Origin of the sequence: Agriterribacter humi (assembly GCF_009192765.1) — a bacterium.
GTDB lineage: Bacteria > Bacteroidota > Bacteroidia > Chitinophagales > Chitinophagaceae > Agriterribacter > Agriterribacter humi.
The window spans coordinates 20,829-38,961 of the sequence record NZ_VOHQ01000003.1 but is presented as its reverse complement, the minus strand read 5'-3'; the positions used below and the strand labels follow the sequence as shown (position 1 = coordinate 38,961).

The 18,133-nt window shown below is 43.3% G+C and carries 16 protein-coding genes; 12 read left to right on the top strand and 4 right to left on the bottom strand.

Annotation, left to right across the window (positions count from 1 at the left end; translation table 11 throughout):
* Window positions 1–21: 21 nt before the first annotated feature.
* The 4 genes from pgl to FRX45_RS06550 all read right to left on the bottom strand — a co-directional run bounded on the left by pgl (window position 22) and on the right by FRX45_RS06550 (window position 4,410).
* The gene (gene pgl / locus FRX45_RS06565) at window positions 22–750 is read right to left on the bottom strand and encodes a 6-phosphogluconolactonase (RefSeq protein WP_152267614.1); all 729 of its coding nucleotides are present in this window, start codon (window positions 748–750) and stop codon (window positions 22–24) included.
* A 258-nt stretch (window positions 751–1,008) separates the two neighbouring features.
* Window positions 1,009–2,544 (bottom strand): glucose-6-phosphate dehydrogenase, encoded by a 1,536-nt coding sequence (zwf, locus tag FRX45_RS06560; RefSeq protein WP_152267613.1) that lies wholly within the window; start codon window positions 2,542–2,544, stop codon window positions 1,009–1,011.
* Between the two features lie 84 nt (window positions 2,545–2,628).
* Window positions 2,629–4,041, bottom strand: a complete 1,413-nt coding sequence (gndA, locus tag FRX45_RS06555; protein WP_152267612.1) for an NADP-dependent phosphogluconate dehydrogenase — start codon at window positions 4,039–4,041, stop codon at window positions 2,629–2,631.
* A gap of 138 nt (window positions 4,042–4,179) precedes the next feature.
* On the bottom strand, window positions 4,180–4,410 hold the full coding sequence (locus tag FRX45_RS06550; protein ID WP_152267611.1) for a hypothetical protein: 231 nt from the start codon (window positions 4,408–4,410) through the stop codon (window positions 4,180–4,182).
* A 696-nt stretch (window positions 4,411–5,106) separates the two neighbouring features.
* Here FRX45_RS06550 and nusG point away from each other — a divergent pair.
* The 12 genes from nusG to rffA all read left to right on the top strand — a co-directional run bounded on the left by nusG (window position 5,107) and on the right by rffA (window position 18,132).
* Window positions 5,107–5,604 (top strand): transcription termination/antitermination protein NusG, encoded by a 498-nt coding sequence (gene nusG, locus FRX45_RS06545; RefSeq protein WP_152267610.1) that lies wholly within the window; start codon window positions 5,107–5,109, stop codon window positions 5,602–5,604.
* A gap of 226 nt (window positions 5,605–5,830) precedes the next feature.
* Window positions 5,831–6,493: an acetyltransferase gene (locus FRX45_RS06540; protein WP_152267609.1), complete on the top strand. Its 663-nt coding sequence runs from the start codon at window positions 5,831–5,833 to the stop codon at window positions 6,491–6,493.
* Window positions 6,494–6,555: 62 nt separating this feature from the next.
* Entirely contained in the window at window positions 6,556–7,035 is a 480-nt protein-coding gene (locus FRX45_RS06535) for an acyltransferase (RefSeq protein WP_317163095.1), read from the top strand.
* A gap of 407 nt (window positions 7,036–7,442) precedes the next feature.
* On the top strand, window positions 7,443–8,270 hold the full coding sequence (locus FRX45_RS06530; RefSeq protein WP_152267608.1) for a polysaccharide biosynthesis/export family protein: 828 nt from the start codon (window positions 7,443–7,445) through the stop codon (window positions 8,268–8,270).
* 45 nt (window positions 8,271–8,315) lie between these two features.
* Window positions 8,316–10,697, top strand: coding sequence for a GumC family protein (locus FRX45_RS06525; RefSeq protein WP_152267607.1), 2,382 nt, complete (start codon window positions 8,316–8,318; stop codon window positions 10,695–10,697).
* A gap of 78 nt (window positions 10,698–10,775) precedes the next feature.
* The gene (locus FRX45_RS06520) at window positions 10,776–12,665 is read left to right on the top strand and encodes a DCC1-like thiol-disulfide oxidoreductase family protein (protein WP_152267606.1); all 1,890 of its coding nucleotides are present in this window, start codon (window positions 10,776–10,778) and stop codon (window positions 12,663–12,665) included.
* Window positions 12,666–12,791: 126 nt separating this feature from the next.
* A complete protein-coding gene (locus FRX45_RS06515) occupies window positions 12,792–13,931 on the top strand; it encodes an acyltransferase family protein (RefSeq protein WP_152267605.1) in 1,140 nt (379 codons plus the stop codon).
* Window positions 13,928–14,770, top strand: coding sequence for an NAD-dependent epimerase/dehydratase family protein (locus tag FRX45_RS06510; RefSeq protein ID WP_152267604.1), 843 nt, complete (start codon window positions 13,928–13,930; stop codon window positions 14,768–14,770). The genes FRX45_RS06515 and FRX45_RS06510 overlap by 4 nt, the downstream gene beginning before the upstream one ends.
* A complete protein-coding gene (locus FRX45_RS06505; protein WP_152267603.1) occupies window positions 14,767–15,735 on the top strand; it encodes an ATP-grasp domain-containing protein in 969 nt (322 codons plus the stop codon). Before FRX45_RS06510 ends, FRX45_RS06505 begins: the two co-directional genes overlap by 4 nt.
* Before the next feature lie 5 nt (window positions 15,736–15,740).
* On the top strand, window positions 15,741–16,379 hold the full coding sequence (locus tag FRX45_RS06500) for an HAD family hydrolase (protein WP_152267602.1): 639 nt from the start codon (window positions 15,741–15,743) through the stop codon (window positions 16,377–16,379).
* Window positions 16,376–17,014: a NeuD/PglB/VioB family sugar acetyltransferase gene (locus FRX45_RS06495; RefSeq protein WP_152267601.1), complete on the top strand. Its 639-nt coding sequence runs from the start codon at window positions 16,376–16,378 to the stop codon at window positions 17,012–17,014. The genes FRX45_RS06500 and FRX45_RS06495 overlap by 4 nt, the downstream gene beginning before the upstream one ends.
* Window positions 17,011–18,132: a dTDP-4-amino-4,6-dideoxygalactose transaminase gene (rffA, locus tag FRX45_RS06490; protein WP_152267600.1), complete on the top strand. Its 1,122-nt coding sequence runs from the start codon at window positions 17,011–17,013 to the stop codon at window positions 18,130–18,132. The genes FRX45_RS06495 and rffA overlap by 4 nt, the downstream gene beginning before the upstream one ends.
* The last annotated feature ends 1 nt before the right edge of the window (window position 18,133 follow it).

The window sequence follows — 18,133 nt, the reverse complement described above, 5'->3', positions numbered from 1 at the left end:
CCTGCCTGCACAAAAACAAACTCATGCTTTTTTCTTCAGCAAAGCCGCTGCTGCTTCATCCACAAACCAATGCAGTTCACCTACGCGGGGTTGTATTATCTGTGAGGGATAAAGGTCGGCATCAGCGCTGCCTTCCAGCACTTCATACAGCGCCTTTGATTTGTTAGCGCCAAAGGTTAAAAACACAATAAACGAAGCCCGGTTCACTACAGGTGCAGTAAGGGTAATGCGGTACATTTGCTGGGAAGTTAAATAAAAGGCCTTCACCCATGCTTCCTTTTCGTGAATAACTTCGGTACCTGGAAAAAGGGAAAGCGTGTGCCCGTCATCGCCCATGCCCGATAATACCAGGTCAAAACTTTTTCCGTCTTCACCAAAGTACTGGTGCAGTATTTTTTCGTATTCCAGCGCTGCCTGCTGCGGTTCTGCGTCTGTACGCATTACATGCACCTGTGCCGGAATCACAGGCACTTTGTTCAGCAGGTGTGCATAGGTCATTTTTGCGTTGTTGCGGTCATCGCTAAAAGGCACTGCACGTTCATCTCCCCAAAAAATATGTAATTTATTCCAGGCAATACGCTCTTTATACGGACTTGCCGCCAGCATATCATACAAGGCTTTGGGCGAGTTGCCTCCCGTAAGCACCCAGGTAAACCGGTCCTGCTTTTGTAAAGTAGTTTCTATGGTCCGCGTTATCCATTCCGCTAATGCAGCGGTTATAGCCGAAGGATTTTTTTGTATATGAATCATAAGGAGATTTGAGATTTAAAATGGCAATCTTGTACTCAGGAGTTTGTAGTTTATTGGATTACTTTTCTAATTACGGACTCCCAGCTTCGGATTTTCCTCATGCTGAGCCTGCCCGCCGCGGCGGGGAACGAAGTGTCTATATCTTATTTGTTTCCTGTCATTTGGTTCCTGCTATTTGGTATTACAGGTCTTCTCTTCCCCCGCTCCAAACCTATGAGGCCACTCTGCCATTGCCATCGCGCAAGTCTCATGGGTTTGCTATTCGCCGCTCAGCGAAGGCAGCGTTACCCAATTAAATCCATCTCTTGCAATTAAAGCTTCCGCATCTTCCGGTCCCCACGAATCGGGTGCATAATTAGGGAAATCTACCGGCTGCCGGTTTTGCCAGGTTTCCAGGATCGGCATAATGATCTTCCATGCCGCTTCCACCTGGTCTACCCTCATAAACAAAGTGGCATTGCCCTCCATTACATCTAATAAAAGCGTTTCATAAGCCTCGGGTTCATGCTCGTCGTAGGCCTCATCATAGTTGAAGATCATATCCACAGGACTTAAGGTCATATCCTGTCCGGGCCTTTTGGCCTGGAAACGGATGCGGATATCCATTTCGGGTTGTATACTTATGGTGAGCCTGTTGGGGCGCCAGGTATCGGCTGCTTCCCGGGGAAAAGCAAAGCTGGGGGCCGGGCGAAACTGCAGGGTAATAATGGTACTTTTGTTGTGCATCCGTTTGCCCGTACGCACGTAAAAAGGAACGTCCTGCCAGCGCCAGTTGTCAATATAAAATTTAACGGCAGCAAAGGTTTCAACGTTCGATTCCGGGTTCACGTTTTTTTCCTGCCGGTAGCCCGCAATCTTTTCCCCTTTCATCCATCCTTCGGCATACTGACCCCTTGCCGCAAAATCCTGCACACTGGCATGGTCTATTTTACGGATGGCATTCAGCACATCTACTTTTTTATTGCGGATCTCGTTGGCATCAAAAGAAACCGGCGCTTCCATAGCAATCATACACATCAGTTGAAGCATATGGTTCTGCACCATATCGCGCAGGGCGCCCGATTTTTCATAATAAGCGCCCCGGGTTTCGGCGCCAACCGTTTCGGCTGCGGTGATCTGTACGTTTTCAATATAATTGCGGTTCCATATGGGCTCAAATAAAGCGTTGGCGAAACGCAGGGCCAAAATATTCTGTACCGTTTCCTTTCCCAGGTAATGATCAATACGGAATATCTGGTCTTCATCAAACATGGTGCTCAGCAAATGATTCAGTTCCCTTGCGCTTTGCAGGTCGTGACCAAAAGGCTTTTCAATAACGATGCGGGTGCATTTGGTATCGGCGCAAATGTTGAGCGGACCCAGTTTGGCGGCAATATCGGGCACCAACTGGGGCGCCACGGCCAGGTAAAAAATAACATTGGGATGTTCGCCAAACGCGGCTTCTCTTTCTTTAACGATGGCGGATATCTGCTGGTACGCCCCTTCGTCTTCAGCATCCATTTGCAGGTAGCTGATGTGCTCCGCGAAATTTTTCCAGTTGCCGTTTTCCTCGCCTTTTCGACGGGAGAATTTTTTGATGCCATCGAGCAAATGCTTCCTGTATTTATCGTGGGTATATTCACTTCTCCCAATACCCACTATACCAAATTTTTCGGGCATCCATTCGTCAAGGAACAGGTTATATAAGGCAGGCGTTAATTTACGGAGATTGAGATCGCCGCTTCCGCCAAAAATAAAGATCAGCGAAGAAGGGGGACGTTTATGGTTTTGCGTACCAGAAATATTTGAATGCATGGAATTGTAATATGAGCGTTACTGCTTAAGAAATAAATAAAAATGGACAACTTGTTCCATTTTTACTTTTACACTACAGATGATCTATTGCCAGTTGGTATGAAAAATCCCTTCTTCATCAATACGCTGATACGTATGTGCGCCAAAAAAATCGCGCTGGGCCTGTATCAGGTTGGTTGGCATCACTTCGCTGCGGTAAGCATCAAAATAGCCCAGCGACACTGACAGTGCGGAAACAGGAATACCTGCCTGCACAGCCGTGGCGATAAACTTGCGGGTATTGGCTGTTCTCGGTTTCAGCAGAGCAGCGATATGGCTATCTAATAAAATATTAGACAGTGCAGGGTTATTGGAATAGGCCTGGTAAAATATTTCCAGTAAGGTGGAGCGGATGATACAACCTCCTCTCCATATTTTTACCACTTGCGGAAGCGGGATCTCCATGTCGTATTCTTTAGAAGCCACGAATAACAAAGCCAGCCCCTGTGCATAGCTGATCAATGTGCCCAAAAACAGGGCTTCTCTTGCCTGCTGAATAATCTCTTCTTTGGAAACCCCCGTTATTTTAATAGCGGAAGGATATATTTTGGATGCGCTTACCCTTTCCTGTTTGAGCGCCGAAAAATTACGCATACTCACGGCAACGTCTATGGTGGGGATGGCAATCCCCAGATCCATGGCATCCTGCGATGTCCATTTACCTGTTCCCTTGGAGCCCGCTTTATCCAAAATCATATCCACAAGCCGTTTGCCGGTCTTATCGTCTGTCTTTAAAAATATATCACGGGTTATTTCCACCAGGAATGACTGCAGTTCGCCCTCGTTCCATTGTTTAAATACTTCATGCAGCTCATCATTGGTTAAGCCATAGCCGCGGTGCAATACATCATATACTTCGCTGATCAGTTGCATAATGCCATATTCAATACCATTGTGCACCATTTTTACATAATGGCCTGCGGCGCCCTTACCCAGGTGCGCCACACAGGGCTCGCCGTTTACCTTGGCCGAAACAGCTTCCAGCATCGGTTTTACATGGGGATATGCTTCGGGATCACCGCCCGGCATAATACTGGGACCTCTCCTGGCGCCTTCTTCACCGCCCGAAACGCCCATACCCATAAAATGAAAGCCCTTTTCCTGCATATACTGCACACGGCGCAGGGTATCGGTGTAGTGCGAATTACCACCATCAATTACAATATCGCCTTTATCGAGCAGGGGAATCAGCTCGCTGAGCACATCGTCTACCGGTTTACCTGCCTGTACCAGCATCATAATCCTGCGGGGCGATTTAAGCGCGTCTGCCATTACTTTCAAATCGGAAGTGCCTTTTACCGTAGTACCCGGAACGATCTCGCTTTCTAATTCCGTAACTTTTTGCGGGCTCCTGTTGTATCCTATTACAGCAAAGCCATGATCGGCCATATTTAATAACAGGTTGCGTCCCATAACGCCTAACCCAATCAATCCAAAATCGAATAATTGATTTGCCATTGTAGTATAAATAAAATGAAAAGGAGCGCAAATTTAGGTGATTTCATCTGTTTATCTTTCGATGATTTTCAGATACCCCATCCCCGGGGAAAAATGATGCACAAGAATAACTGCTTGAATGATAGACAGTATGGCATACTATTTCAACTCCTCGAAATCAATATATTCCCCCGCAGGAGATTTTTTGGCAGCCTGCTGCCGGGGTGGAGCTGTAGAAGAAGATTGTTGCTGCATCTGGTCGTGCATGTGCTGCTGCATTTCGTTGAACTGCTTTTTAATTTGTTTTCCCGTTCTAAAAACGGGGATCAAAAAGCCCGTAATGAAGCGGTAAAGCACATAACCCAGGAGTATGTATAAAATATATTTCATTGCAGGCAACGAAGTTAATATTTTTCTTATTTCTTAACCATAGCAAGATGTTAAAGAAAATCCGAAGATTGGAAATTTGAAATACGAAGGAATACAGCCGACAGCACCAGATAGCAAATAACAAAAACCAGATAAAGGCAATTCCGAAGACTGGAAAACCGAAATCCGAAAGGAGTACAAACAGTGAAAGGGTGAAAGGAGAGAAGTCAAAGATTGTCTTTATCGTTTTTTGCATCGCCCACGGCTTTTCCCCCTGAAACCTGTAACCTGTAACATCTTAGAAATCTATCCCCGCCCCTGCACACGCTCAATCTTAAACCCTCTTTCCCGCATCCCAATCCTCCTCTCCTGCAACTTGAATTGCTTTTTACCTCTATATTTGCCGAAAGAAATTTCCGGGCACTTTATATAAGTTCCTGAGTATGTTGAAGTTCCTTCCTGGCGTTGATGCGGGGCCCGGTTTTTTACATAAAATCAAATCCGGGTACGATATATGCTAAGGGAAGGCGGCAAAAGAAGGCGTTTGGTTTACCGGTTACAAAAAGGAGGATGTAACTGAGGAGGCGAAGCTATGCCATTTATCCATCAAATGCCAATGCAGCGTATTTAGCCGATCAATAATAAACTGTGCTGCATAAACCATATATCAACATAATCTACGTTTCAAATCTGAAGTTCCCGTAACTTTGAAATCGTATGAACAACACTAAAAAATGGTACGCTGTTTATACCAAGCCCCGGTGGGAAAAAAAGGTATATGCCCTGTTGCAGGAAAAGCAGATCACGGCTTATTGTCCATTAAACAAAGTGCGCAAAAAATGGAGCGACAGGTACAAAATAGTACACGAACCCCTTTTTAAATCTTATGTTTTTGTGCAGGTTGAAGAGAATGAAATCACAAATGTGAGGATGGTAAGCGGGGTGGTGAACTTCGTATACTGGAACGGCAAGCCCGCTGTTATAAAAGAAGAAGAGATCAATACGATCAGGCGGTTTTTGAATGAATATGGCCATGTGGAAGTTGAACACATGCAGTTTAAACCCAACCAGCGGGTAAAAATAATGAGCGGCGTGCTCATGGATGAAGAAGGGATTGTGGTGCGGTCGGATAAAAACAAAGTGCAGGTAATATTACAAAGCCTGGGCTTTAAATTAACAGCCCGGCTGAGCAGCAATGAAATAAGGCCCGTGTAGAGGCTACTATAAAACTTCCAAAAAATTTAAACCATTTTTTAAAATAAATGGTTTTTACTATCATACTAACAGGTACATACGCTCCATAATAAATTTAAGTACGTTTTTCTGAAATTAGTGCTTTATGTGGAACAAAATTTGATATACCTTTATAAGGGGAGATTTCCCCAACCTTCCCTGAAAAAGAAAAACCTAATTACCACTCTGTTACTACATAAAGAAATGTATGGCGCGAAAAAATATAGTCCTGCTGGGAGGCGGCGGGCATTGCAAATCCTGTATCGAAGTCATTGAATCTACCTGTATGTATAATATTACAGGTTTTTTTGACGATGATGAAACCCAAATATTGCCTGGCTTTCCTTACCAGCGATTGGGAAATCAGTCTTTTTTACCGGATTTTGTAAGTCCTGATACGGATTTTCTTGTAGCTGTAGGACAAATCAAAACCGCTCTGTTAAGGAAAAGGCTTTTTACCCTGATCAGTCAAAACAAAGGGTCGCACGCCACTGTAATAAGTCCTTTTTCCATTGTTTCCTCCAGAAGTTCGGTAGGAGAAGGATCCATAATACATCACCAGGTAATTGTAAACGCCAACTCGCTTATAGGAAAAAATGCAATCCTCAACAACAAAAGTCTTATAGAGCACGATTGTGTGGTGGGCGACCATTGCCATATTTCTACAGGCGCTGTATTAAACGGAGGCTGCAATATAGGCAATGAAGTATTTGTGGGCAGCAACAGCGTATTGATACAGGGCATTAGTGTCGCCTCCAGGGTGGTTATAGGCGCTGGCAGTGTGGTAACAACAAACATCACAGAACCAGGAGTATACGTTGGCAATCCTGCACAAAAAATAAACAACAGAAAGATGCGGCTGTATGCGTAGGTAACCCATTTAAGCCGGCGCAGTGCGATAATCGGTCTACTAAGACTAAGAGATTTTCTTACATGCTTTATTTTGCCCATGCCACTACAGTTATTGATGAGGATTGCATGATTGGCAATGGAACGAAGATCTGGTGCTTTTCGCATATCATGACCGGGGCCCGCATTGGTGAAAACTGTGTAATCGGGCAAAATGTAATGGTCGGTTCCGGGGTTGTTTTAGGCAATAATGTAAAAGTGCAGAACAATGTATCTGTTTATCCCGGCGTGGTTTGTGAAGATGATGTTTTTATAGGGCCTTCCGCTGTATTTACCAATGTGTTCAATCCACGCAGTGCCATACCCCGCAAAGATCAGTATCGCCAAACGATAGTACGCAAAGGAGCTACCATTGGCGCCAATGCCACTATTGTTTGCGGGTATGAAATTGGGGAATACGCTTTTATTGGCGCAGGCGCCGTTGTTACACATCCCGTTCCGCCTTATGCACTGGTAACAGGCAATCCCGCCCGACAAACGGGCTGTGAGCGCATATGGACATAAGCTGCATTTTAATGAAACAGGCTTTGCCAGTTGCCCCGAATCCGGGGAAAAATACAGGTTAAGCGATGGGTTGGTGAGGAGGATGTAATAAAAGACTCGTCTTTGCGAGGCATAAGCAAATGCCGGAACTTAAAAAAACGATGCACGCAGAAGCCTGCCTGCCGTCCGCCCGGATGAGCCATTCGGACGGGGCAGGTAGGCAAGCCGCCTCAAGCGAAGCAATAGGCCGATTCAGAAATTTAATCTCTGTACAAATCCGGAGATTACTTCGACCTTGTGACGTATTTACATGACATTTTAATCCCTTTAGGGTCTCGTAATGACGTTTATATAATATCCCCGGTTACCATACGTTAATTTCTCCTGAACTCGCATACCAACCACAACAACATTGTAAATACCAGTGAATGACCATTCATAAGCTTATTCGTAAACAAACTAGCATAGCTGTTTTGTTCACAATGGCGCTCAGCCTGCTGCTGTTTTCGTGCAAAGTTCAAAGAGCTGTGCCCTACCTCCAGGGACCTATTGACACTGCCGCGCTCAGCCAGGTGAATCTGCCGGAACCAACAATCCAGAAAGGTGATTTGGTAGGCATCACCGTTTTTAGCGATAACCCCGAAGCCACGGCCATCTTCAACCAGCAAATGAGTGCCGGCATTTCGGCCAACGGAACGGGTGCAACTAGTACAGGAGGCTCTTCGCCTCAAATGCCGGGTTACTTAGTAAATAATGAAGGGAATATCCAGTTTCCATCCCTAGGGCAAATCCACATCGAAGGACTCACCAAAGCGGGGCTGGCTCTGTTGCTTAACGAAAAGCTGACACCCTATCTCATGAACCCCTATTGCAATATTCGGTTTTTAAATTATAAGTTTACGGTACTGGGTGAAGTGTCGAACCAGGGTGTGTACACTGCCCCGGGCGAAAAGGTGAATATATTAGAAGCCCTGGGCATGGCAGGCGACCTTACCCCTTACGGGTTGAAGGACAGTATTATGGTAATAAGGGAAACCAATGGAAAAAGGAGTTTTGGCAACTTAAACGTAAGCAGGGCAGATGTGCTTGCCTCCCCTTATTATTACCTGCAGCAAAACGATATCGTAATTGTGAAGGCTCACCCCAAAAAGCCCGCTGCCACCGACCAAACCATTAACCGGAACCGTACCATTATAACTACCATTGCCAGTTTAGTTACCACCATTGCGGTAATCATCAATCTTGTTACCCGGTAATGCCGGTTGGTTTTCTAATAATCATGAATAAAACGAAATGCATACATGTCAGCAAATGACGATACAGGTTTCGACAGCATGCCTGCGGCAAAAGAATTCAATTTAAAGGAATTCATCTTTAAATATTTGCGGTATTGGCCCATGCTGGTAGCCTTTGTGCTGATTGCCCTCGTACTGGCCTTTCTTAAAGTAAGATACGCCACTCCTATTTACAATGTGAGTGGTAGCCTGTTTATCAACAAAGAAAACAACAACAATGCCAGCGGAGAGGCACTGGAAAATATGTTTATGTTTCCGAGTAACCTAAACCTGAAGAACGAGCTGGAGATCTTAAAATCCAAGCCCTTGGTGCGACGTGTGGCCAAAAATCTTGACCTGCAGGTGAGTTATTATAATAAAGGCAATGTACGCACTTCAAACATTTATGGAGCCTCCCCCCTGCATTTGGATATTATCTCGCTTAAAGATTCTGCCAATGCGTTTAGTTTTGAAATAGAAGCTTCCGAAAAAGGATTCAGGTTCCTGAATGGGAATGCCGGCCTTGAATATGGTAAAATATTCGAGACGCGAAATGGTGTTTTCAGGCTTAATAAAGTGGCTTCCGTATCCTTTGCCGGCTATAGCAGCGATCATTTTATCATTGTTTACCGGCCCCTTGAGGCTGCCGCTGCCAGTCTTGTTTCAGCCATTACTACCGCCCAAACCATAGAGCAGGCCACCATTCTCGATATTTCCATGGAAACGGATAATATCGCCCTGGGAAAGGACGTGATCAATGAACTGATGAATGAATACGGCAAAATGAATATTGAAGATAAACGGAGGATCTCGCAGGTAACCATGCAATTCATTGATGAACGCTTAGATACCATTAAAAATGAACTGGGCGGCGTAGAAAGCGGACTATTAAAATATCGCGAAAAAAATGAAGTAATTGACCTAACCCAGCAATCCACCCAGTATTATGAAACGCTTTCCGAGAATAACAGGCAATTGAATACGCAGCTAGTGCAAAGTGGCATACTGGATTATTTGCTCCAATATATGCAGGAGCCGGGCAACCGCAACAGCCTGGTACCTGTTAACCTCGGCATAGAGGAGCCTGTATTATCACCATTATTCAACCAGTATAATGGTTTGCAGTTACAACGCAATAACCTGCTGCAAACCACAGGACCTGCTAATCCTTCGGTAACGGCTATTGACAGGAATTTGGAAAAATTAAGGGAACAGATTCTGGAAGCCCTGAAAAATGTAAAGCGTTCTTACAGCATCGCTTCCAATAAAACAAAAGAAGAAATAGAACGCTCCCATGCGGCCATCCGCAAAGTGCCTTCCAAGGCCATGGGCCTTTTAGATATTGAACGCCAGCAAAAGATCAAGCAGGACCTCTACCTGTTCCTGCTGCAAAAAAGGGAGGAGGCCGCCATTGCCGCTGCTGCCACGGTTGCCAGCTCCAGCCCGTTGGAAGAGGCTACCGGTTCGGGTACACCGGTAAAGCCCAATCAGAAAAACATTTATTTGATAGCCCTGCTGGCGGGTATACTGATCCCTGTGGGAATTATAGCGCTTATAGAAATGCTGAACGATAAAATCAGGGAGCGCGAAGAGATCGTAAGGCAAACCCAGGCGCCCATTATCGGTGAAATAGGTCATGCGGGCGAGGAGACGCTAATCGTTCAGGCGGGCAGCCGAACGGTAGTGGCCGAGCAGTTCCGCATCATGCGCACCAATTTGCAGTACTTAGTGAGTAGGATCAATAAACCGGTAATACTGGTTACTTCCTCTGTAAGCGGCGAAGGCAAATCCTTTGTGGCCACCAATTATGGCGCCGCCCTTGCGCTTACCGGCAAAAAAACGGTGGTGCTTGAGTTTGACATCAGAAAGCCCCGCCTGTTGAAGGGTCTGGATATGCAAACTACAAAAGGCCTCAGTAATTTTATTATCGGCAATGCGGGCATAGAAGAAATTGTGCAGCCGGTACCCGAATTTTCAAATCTATACGTAATTGGCTGCGGGCCCGTGCCGCCCAACCCTTCAGAATTATTACTAGACCAACAGGTGGGGAGATTGTTTGAAGAGCTGAAAATACGGTTTGATTATATCATCATAGACAGTGCACCCGTAGGCTTAGTAAGCGATGCTTTTACCCTCAGCGCCTTTGCCAATGCCAGCCTCTATATTGTGCGCCATGGCTATACCCTTAAAAGGCAGTTGAGCATGGTGGATGACCTGTACCAGCAAAAACGCCTGCCCAACATGGGACTGGTGATCAACGATATACAAACCCAGGGCCGCTATAAAGGCTATTACGGCTATGGTGGAGGAAGCTATTATGGATATGGGTATGGATATGGATATGGCGGTGATTATTTCCAGGAGAGCAAAAACCAAAAGAAAAGCAACTGGAAAAAACTCTTCGGGTGAGAAAATAAGGTTCGCATAATGACGCTACAGCGTAACACTTGACAAAGCAATACTTAAGAAAAATATTTTACAGGATCAGTGCGTAAATATCTGCATTTCATAAGCCGGCTATACAACAAAAAGATAGACGCGGCAGGGCTGAGTGTTTTCAGAATAACGTACACCTTTATTTTACTGTGTGAAGTGTTGCAACTTTATTACTTCCGCCACCTCATATTTGATAAAATTCCTTTCATTCAGCCTGCTGAAATTAACTTAGGGCCTGCACTAATAGCATGGATGGTTACGATCGTTTTTTTAATGCTGGGTCTGTTCAGCCGGCAGGCCGCACTCATCAATTATTTGTTCTCCCTTGTTTTTATTGCTACCATAAAAACATATGAATACCATATGTTTTATTTATATATGGGGATAAATTTTCTATTACTCTTTATCAATGTTTCACAGGTAAATTCTCTGGACAGGTTGAGGATTAAACTTAAATATTCTAATACCAGGTTCAACTTTTCACCTCCCCGCAATGTGTCTGTATTAAATTATTACCTGCCAGTATTAGTCGGCATTGCTTTTGTTTATTTTGATTCCATTTTTTTTAAATTCGATTCTTCGTTATGGAAACATGGATTAGGGTTCTGGCTGCCCGCATCCGTTCCACAAGTTGCTTACCTTGATTATTCCTGGATTTTAAATATGAAGGCCATTGTGATCTTTCTTGGATATCTCACACTGGTTTTTGAAATCGTTTTTCTTTTTTTGTTTGGTGTTAGGAAATGCTGGATACTTCTTTTTCTCATTGGTGTTGGTTTTCATTTAGGCATTCTCCTGATTTTTCCTATACCCTGGTTTGCCCTCGGCGTTATTAGCATTTACCTCCTGCTTGTTCCAGCTTCCCTGTGGCTGAAAATTTACGGGAAATTCCAATTTAAAAAGAAGCAAATTGATCTCTATTATGATGAAGATTGCCCCTTATGCAACAGAACTAAAATTATAATATCACATTTCGATATTTTCAACGCAGTTGAATTTAAAGGAGTCCAAACATATGGAGCTAAAAATAAAAAGCTTTCTCACCTTTCCCCGGAAGAATTACTAAACAATATTTATTCAATTACAAAAAAAGGAAATGTATTAAAAGGAATTAACACCTACAGGAATACTTTCTTAAGAATACCCTGCTTATTTTTAGCGGGTGTACTACTATATTTACCGGGTATATATCATCTGAGCAAATGGATATATTCAAAAATAGCAGCAAATAGATTTATTGAAAGGTGTACAGAGGAAAACTGTGGTTATACCGTGCCCCTTCTCCCTCAGGGTTCAGATAATATCAGGTTATTTACAAGGCTTTCTGCTGGATCGTTAAAGATCTTTTTAATATCGTTAGGTATTTTTTTTCTTTGCATTCTTCAGATTATATCCACGTACAGATCCCCACTAATATCTGATCTTACCGAAAGAACTGGATTCAATAAAACCAGTTTTGGAATATTTTTGACAAGCCTGAGCTGGCAATCTCAAAAATTCTCAAAAACTTATTTTGGAATAACGGGGCATTCTGTTTTTTTGGACAGCCATTTTGAAGGATATAATCACATCATTGCTATTGAGTATATAGGAAAGGATAAAAATGAATGGCTACCAATTATAGAAAAAGACGGAAGGCCCGGGAACTATTTATTGGGCCCCACCTGGGCGAAATGGTCTTTCAGAGTCAACAGCCCATTGGTTAATCCTGTGAATCTTAAAAACGGCATAAGAGATTTTTCAGCGTTTTGGTTAAAAAAGAGTGGACATCCCACTTCCGATGCCCATTTTATAATTTGGGTAAAGAAAATTGAAACGCCGCATCATTGGAGTGCTGATTTCCTGGAAATACAAAGACGCAAACCATGGATTGAGGCTGGTATCGCTACATGGGTAAACGAAGAGATTTTCTTTGACATAAAGGATATTGAAAAAATTTAAGAAGGTATGGATTGATGAAATTCTTAAAAATTCTTTTACTTCTAAGAGTGTGGGTAAGAAAAATAAATTCAGCATGTGGGAATCGAATTAGTTTGTAATTGATATTCCGACAGAGGAATCTTTGTAATGCGTATATATTTTAAAGGGCTTTCAGAAATAAGGGCAATAGCGGCTTTGGCTGTAGTATTTCATCACATTGAACTTTTTAAACACAGGGAAAATCTACCCAGCCTTTTTAACTCATTCCTTTCTGGCTTTATCGGTACACTTGGAAAAAACGGCGTCTATTTATTTTTTGTACTCAGCGGATTTTTGATCACTTACCTCTTATTGACAGAACTCGGACAGTTTGGAAAAATAAATGTAAAGAAATTTTATTTAAGGCGGATCTTACGAATTTGGCCCTTATACTATTTGTTGCTTGTTATTGGTTTTTTTCTGCTGCCTCAATTGGTTAGAACCAGTACCGCCTTTTGGGGTAACAACAATTATTATGACCTTATAACAGGCATAGAGACTGATTTTACAAAAAAACTATTACTTTTTGTCTTCTTTTTTCCTAATGCCGCCCTTGCTTTTTCATACAGGGTAGCCGGCGTTACCCAAAGCTGGTCCGTTGGTGTAGAGGAACAGTTTTACCTGCTTTGGCCATGGATCATTGGTAAGTTCAAAAACAATATTTTAAAGGTGCTGGTGTCCGTAATAGTTTTAAAGTTTTGTTTTTTATTGATCTTTTGGACAGCTCATAAAACCTTCGGAAATGCTTCTTTTTACCTGTTGTACAGCTTCCTTAGTAATTTCAACATTGAATTGATGTCCTTAGGAGGTATTGGTGCGTACTTTTTATATGAAGGTAAACTGAATAGATTTTTTTCCGGAATAAATAAAATACAGGTCTTATTGCTGATTATAGCTATTGCTGGAATTATGCTGCTGGGCTGGAACTATTTTTTACTGGGCATATGTTTTTTGTTGTTCATTTTAGCCAATACTTTTCAACATCTTAATATACTTCATAATAAAGTGCTTTCCTTTCTTGGAGATATATCCTACGGTATTTATATGTACCACCCGGTTTGCATGTATGCCGCTTTTTGCACTTCGCGGTATTTTTACGGAACGGAGCACAATACAAGGTTCAACCTGTCATTTTATATATTAACGGTAGTTTCAACAATCCTGGTAAGTTCTCTCTCCTATACCTTTTTTGAAAAGCGATTTTTGGTTATCAAAAAGAAACTCGCTGTAGTCCAAAGTGGAAAATGAATAAATCTGTTTTAATAACAGGGATAAATGGCTTTTTAGGGAGGCATTTGCTGAACGCTTTGACCGCCAAAGACTACCGCGTGGCGGGATTGTGCAGAACTGATACGTCATTAATACCGGAGAATCCGGGCGTAAAGCTTTACACCAACGCAGAAGCGCTTTTCCGGCAAGAGCCCGGTTTTGAATACATATTTCACCTGGCATCTTTTATTCCCTACGGCAAGTTTCATGAGCCGCATGCGGAATTCTATACCACCAATATTAAACTTACCGGGCTCATTGATGAGCACTATGCATCCTCAAAATTTGTATTTGCTTCAAGCGTGGCTGTATATGGCGTTCCCCTGCAGCTCCCCCTGCAGGTGAATAGTCCTTTTAACCGGCCGGATTATTACGGCTTATCCAAAATTGCGGGTGAAGCCATCGTTAAAAATCACGCCAATCATGCCATCATCCGTTTTTCTTCCATTATTGGAAAGGGTATGAAACCCGTAACCCTTATTCCCAAAATGATTGAACAGGTTAAGCAAACAAAAGCTATACAGGTGTGGGGTACCGGGGAAAGAATGCAGAATTATATAGATGTGCGGGATGCAGCAAGGCTGTGCATGCAATGTGCAGATTACAGCGAGAATATAATAACATTGGGGGTAGCGGAAAAATCCTATACCAACAACCAGGCTGCTCAACTGATCGCGCTCAATACAGGTGCAATTATTGAATATACCGGCGAAGATGCCAGTCCTTCATTTACTTATGACCCCAGCCCGGAATATAAAACACTGCACTTTAAACCGGCAATAACGTTTGAACGAACCATAGCTGAAATGAAAGTATGAGAAAAAGTATAATAGTAACCGGAATCGGCGGAGTAGTAGGACAGGGCATTCTTAGGAATATTGCCGATCTGGGCCTTGATGTGGACATAATCGGGGTGAATGTAACAGCAGTGAGTGCCGGCAATTATTTGTGCGACCGGGTGTATGAAGTACCCTTTTCTTATGACAAGGCATATATACCCGCCATGCAGGGTATCTGCAAAAAGGAAAACACGGCACTCATCATTCCTTCAACAGATTATGAATCTTTTTACCTGGCGGAAAGCAAAACAGTATTCAACTGCCCGGTGGCCGCTTCTCCGGCAGCCATTACAAAAATGTGCCTGGATAAATTCAGTAATTATGAAGGGTTTGGGAAATATGATATCCCTTTTGCATCATCGGTATTGCCTTCAGCTTATGCCGGCCAATTCAATAAATGCGTGGTGAAGCCAAGGGAAGGAAGAGGCTCGAGAAATATTTTTGTTGACCCGCCAAATCCCGCCTCATTTGATGATTCTTATGTGGTGCAGGAATATTTGGAAGGCCCGGAAATCACTACCACTTTTTATGTAAGAAAAGATGGTGCATTCCATGGACTGATCACTTTTGAGCGGGAACTGGAACAGGGAAATACAGCCAAAGCGGAGGTGATAAATGATTATGACGAAGAAATGAAAAGCATTATCCGGAAAATGCTTTCGCATTACAATTTCCGCGGATCCTGCAATATCCAGTCGCGGGTTACTGCAAATGGAATCATTCCCTTTGAGATCAATTGCCGCATTTCAGGCACCAACTCTATACGATCGCAGTTTGGATTTAAAGATGTGGCTTATACGGTGCAGGAATATTTTTTGAACGAGATTCCCGAGGCACCGGATGTTAAACCCGGAACAGCATTAAGGGTGATGCTGGATATCATCTACCCGGGAAAAAAGTTGTCGGAGATCACCGATAAAAATGATACCTTCTATATTCGTTGAGAATTATGATAAAAGCTGTTTTTTTTGATGTCGCCAATACGTTGCTGTACAAACCCGACCTGTTTAACAGGATAGGCGACGTTTTAAAAAAAAATGGTTATACTGTTAAACAAAATTCCCTCATTCAAAAACATAAATTGTTATCAGAGGTATTTGCCTTCCCCGATAAAACATCAAAAGAATTCTATACTTCCTTTAATACGGAGTTGCTGTATTTGCTGGGAATTCCCGCGAATGAAACATTGGTAAGAGAAATCTTTGAGGCTTGTTCATATCTCCCCTGGCAACCTTTTGAAGACACTCCGTTTATCCAAACCATTCAACAGCCGGTAGGTGTTTTATCGAACTGGGATGATACCCTGCCGGGGAAACTGAAGGAACACTTCGCTTTCCCGTTTTCGTGGATATTGGGTTCGCAGTTAAAAGGCGTTCGAAAGCCTGATCCTGCATTTTTTACAATGATGATCGAATCGGCAGCGTGCGATCCGAAAGAAATTTTGTACGTGGGAGATTCTTTGAAATTAGATATCGCACCTGCCTTGCAGGCAGGGATAAACGCAGTTTTAATAGACAGGGCTGATATTTTTGAAAACAGCCCTGTAAAGCGTATAACCAACCTGGCCCAACTGGAAAAATACTTATGAAAAGACTCGCTATAATCGGTTCGGGCGATCTTGGTCAGCAAATAGCCCATCACGCTTTAACGGATAAGCATTACCAACCTGTTGGATTTTTCGATGATTTCCAAAAACCGGGCGTATTGCGACATGGATATCCTGTGCTGGGCGATGTGGAAGATATCGTAAGGCTTTACAAAGAGAACGCATTTGACGTTTTGATGACCGGGATAGGGTACAAGCATTTTGAAACACGTGTTGCCGTTTTTGAAAGATTTTCATTTCTTATTCCTTTCGGTTCGGTTATTCATTCCAGTTCTTATATTGACAGCAGTTGCCACATCGGGCAGGGCGTTTTTATATATCCCGGCTGTAGCATAGATATGAATGCCACCATTGGCAATAACGTATTGATCAATGCAGGCTGTATCATTGCCCATGACAGCCACATCGGGGACCATTCTTTTTTATCGCCCGGTGTAAATATTGCCGGATTTGTAACTACAGGCAAGGCTGTTGGCCTGGGTATAGGAACCATTGTTATAGATAATATTACAATCGGACCCGGCGTTCGTACCGGAGCGGGTGCAGTAGTAACAGAAAACATCAGCGCCCCTGGTTTATACCTCGGTGTGCCTGCAAAATTCAGGAAACTTCTATGATCCCTTTTAATAAACCTTATTTAAGCGGAAAGGAAACCCTGTATATCCAGGAAGCCGTACAGTCCGGGAAAATTTCCGGGGATGGCATATTCACCAAAAAATGTCATAGCTTTTTTGAACAGCGCTATGGCTTCCGCAAATGCCTGCTCACCACTTCCTGCACCGACGCGCTGGAAATGGCGGCCCTGCTATTGGATATACAGCCCGGTGATGAAGTGATCATACCTTCTTACACCTTTGTTTCCACCGCGAATGCATTTGCATTAAGAGGCGCGAAGATTGTGTTTGCTGACAGTACGGGGTTCAATCCCAACCTTGATGCATCTGCAATTGAATCATTGATCACGCCTAAAACCAAAGCCATTGTTCCCGTGCATTATGCAGGCATTGCCTGCGATATGGATATCATTATGACCATGGCGGATAAACATTCCCTTTGGGTAGTGGAAGATGCGGCTCAGTCCATTGATTCCTTTTATAAAGGAAAACCACTGGGGAGCATTGGTCACCTTGGCGCTTTCTCTTTTCACGAAACCAAGAATATTATTTCGGGTGAGGGCGGTATGCTTGCAGTGAATGATGAAAAATTTGCCCGGCGGGCAGAGATCATAAGAGAAAAAGGCACGAACCGTTCTGCATTCTTTCGGGGAGAGGTAGATAAATATGGATGGGTATCCCTGGGATCTTCCTTCCTTCCTTCTGAAATCATCTCCGCATTTTTATATGCCCAGGTAGAACACTTAGATGAAATACAGACCAGGCGCAAATGGCTCTGGACCAGGTATTGGGAGGGATTGTATGAGCCCCTGCAAAAAAAAGGTATACAGTTTCCCCGGCTTATTGAAGGCGCTACCAATAATGCCCACATGTTTTATATGGTGTGCAAAAACCTGGAACAGCGGACTGCCCTGCTGAATGCCCTTAAATCGGCAGGTATCTGGGCGGTGTTTCATTACCTGAGCCTGCACAAAAGTCCTTATTTCCTTCATGAACACACTGGCGGAGAACTGCCCTGGAGCGATTATTATTCAGATGCCCTGGTAAGGTTACCATTATTTTATGAATTGAAAGAAGAAGAACAGGATCATATTATTTCGGTTATCCTAAAAGTGCTTTGAT

What these genes read in the sequence shown, in the direction of transcription:
- pgl (WP_152267614.1), bottom strand. Translation starts at nt 750, where the DNA reads ATGATTCATATACAAAAAAATCCTTCGGCTATAACCGCTGCATTAGCG.
- zwf (WP_152267613.1), bottom strand. Translation starts at nt 2,544, where the DNA reads ATGCATTCAAATATTTCTGGTACGCAAAACCATAAACGTCCCCCTTCT.
- gndA (WP_152267612.1), bottom strand. Translation starts at nt 4,041, where the DNA reads ATGGCAAATCAATTATTCGATTTTGGATTGATTGGGTTAGGCGTTATG.
- FRX45_RS06550 (WP_152267611.1), bottom strand. Translation starts at nt 4,410, where the DNA reads ATGAAATATATTTTATACATACTCCTGGGTTATGTGCTTTACCGCTTC.
- nusG (WP_152267610.1), top strand. Translation starts at nt 5,107, where the DNA reads ATGAACAACACTAAAAAATGGTACGCTGTTTATACCAAGCCCCGGTGG.
- FRX45_RS06540 (WP_152267609.1), top strand. Translation starts at nt 5,831, where the DNA reads ATGGCGCGAAAAAATATAGTCCTGCTGGGAGGCGGCGGGCATTGCAAA.
- FRX45_RS06535 (WP_317163095.1), top strand. Translation starts at nt 6,556, where the DNA reads ATGCTTTATTTTGCCCATGCCACTACAGTTATTGATGAGGATTGCATG.
- FRX45_RS06530 (WP_152267608.1), top strand. Translation starts at nt 7,443, where the DNA reads ATGACCATTCATAAGCTTATTCGTAAACAAACTAGCATAGCTGTTTTG.
- FRX45_RS06525 (WP_152267607.1), top strand. Translation starts at nt 8,316, where the DNA reads ATGTCAGCAAATGACGATACAGGTTTCGACAGCATGCCTGCGGCAAAA.
- FRX45_RS06515 (WP_152267605.1), top strand. Translation starts at nt 12,792, where the DNA reads ATGCGTATATATTTTAAAGGGCTTTCAGAAATAAGGGCAATAGCGGCT.
- FRX45_RS06510 (WP_152267604.1), top strand. Translation starts at nt 13,928, where the DNA reads ATGAATAAATCTGTTTTAATAACAGGGATAAATGGCTTTTTAGGGAGG.
- FRX45_RS06505 (WP_152267603.1), top strand. Translation starts at nt 14,767, where the DNA reads ATGAGAAAAAGTATAATAGTAACCGGAATCGGCGGAGTAGTAGGACAG.
- FRX45_RS06500 (WP_152267602.1), top strand. Translation starts at nt 15,741, where the DNA reads ATGATAAAAGCTGTTTTTTTTGATGTCGCCAATACGTTGCTGTACAAA.
- FRX45_RS06495 (WP_152267601.1), top strand. Translation starts at nt 16,376, where the DNA reads ATGAAAAGACTCGCTATAATCGGTTCGGGCGATCTTGGTCAGCAAATA.
- rffA (WP_152267600.1), top strand. Translation starts at nt 17,011, where the DNA reads ATGATCCCTTTTAATAAACCTTATTTAAGCGGAAAGGAAACCCTGTAT.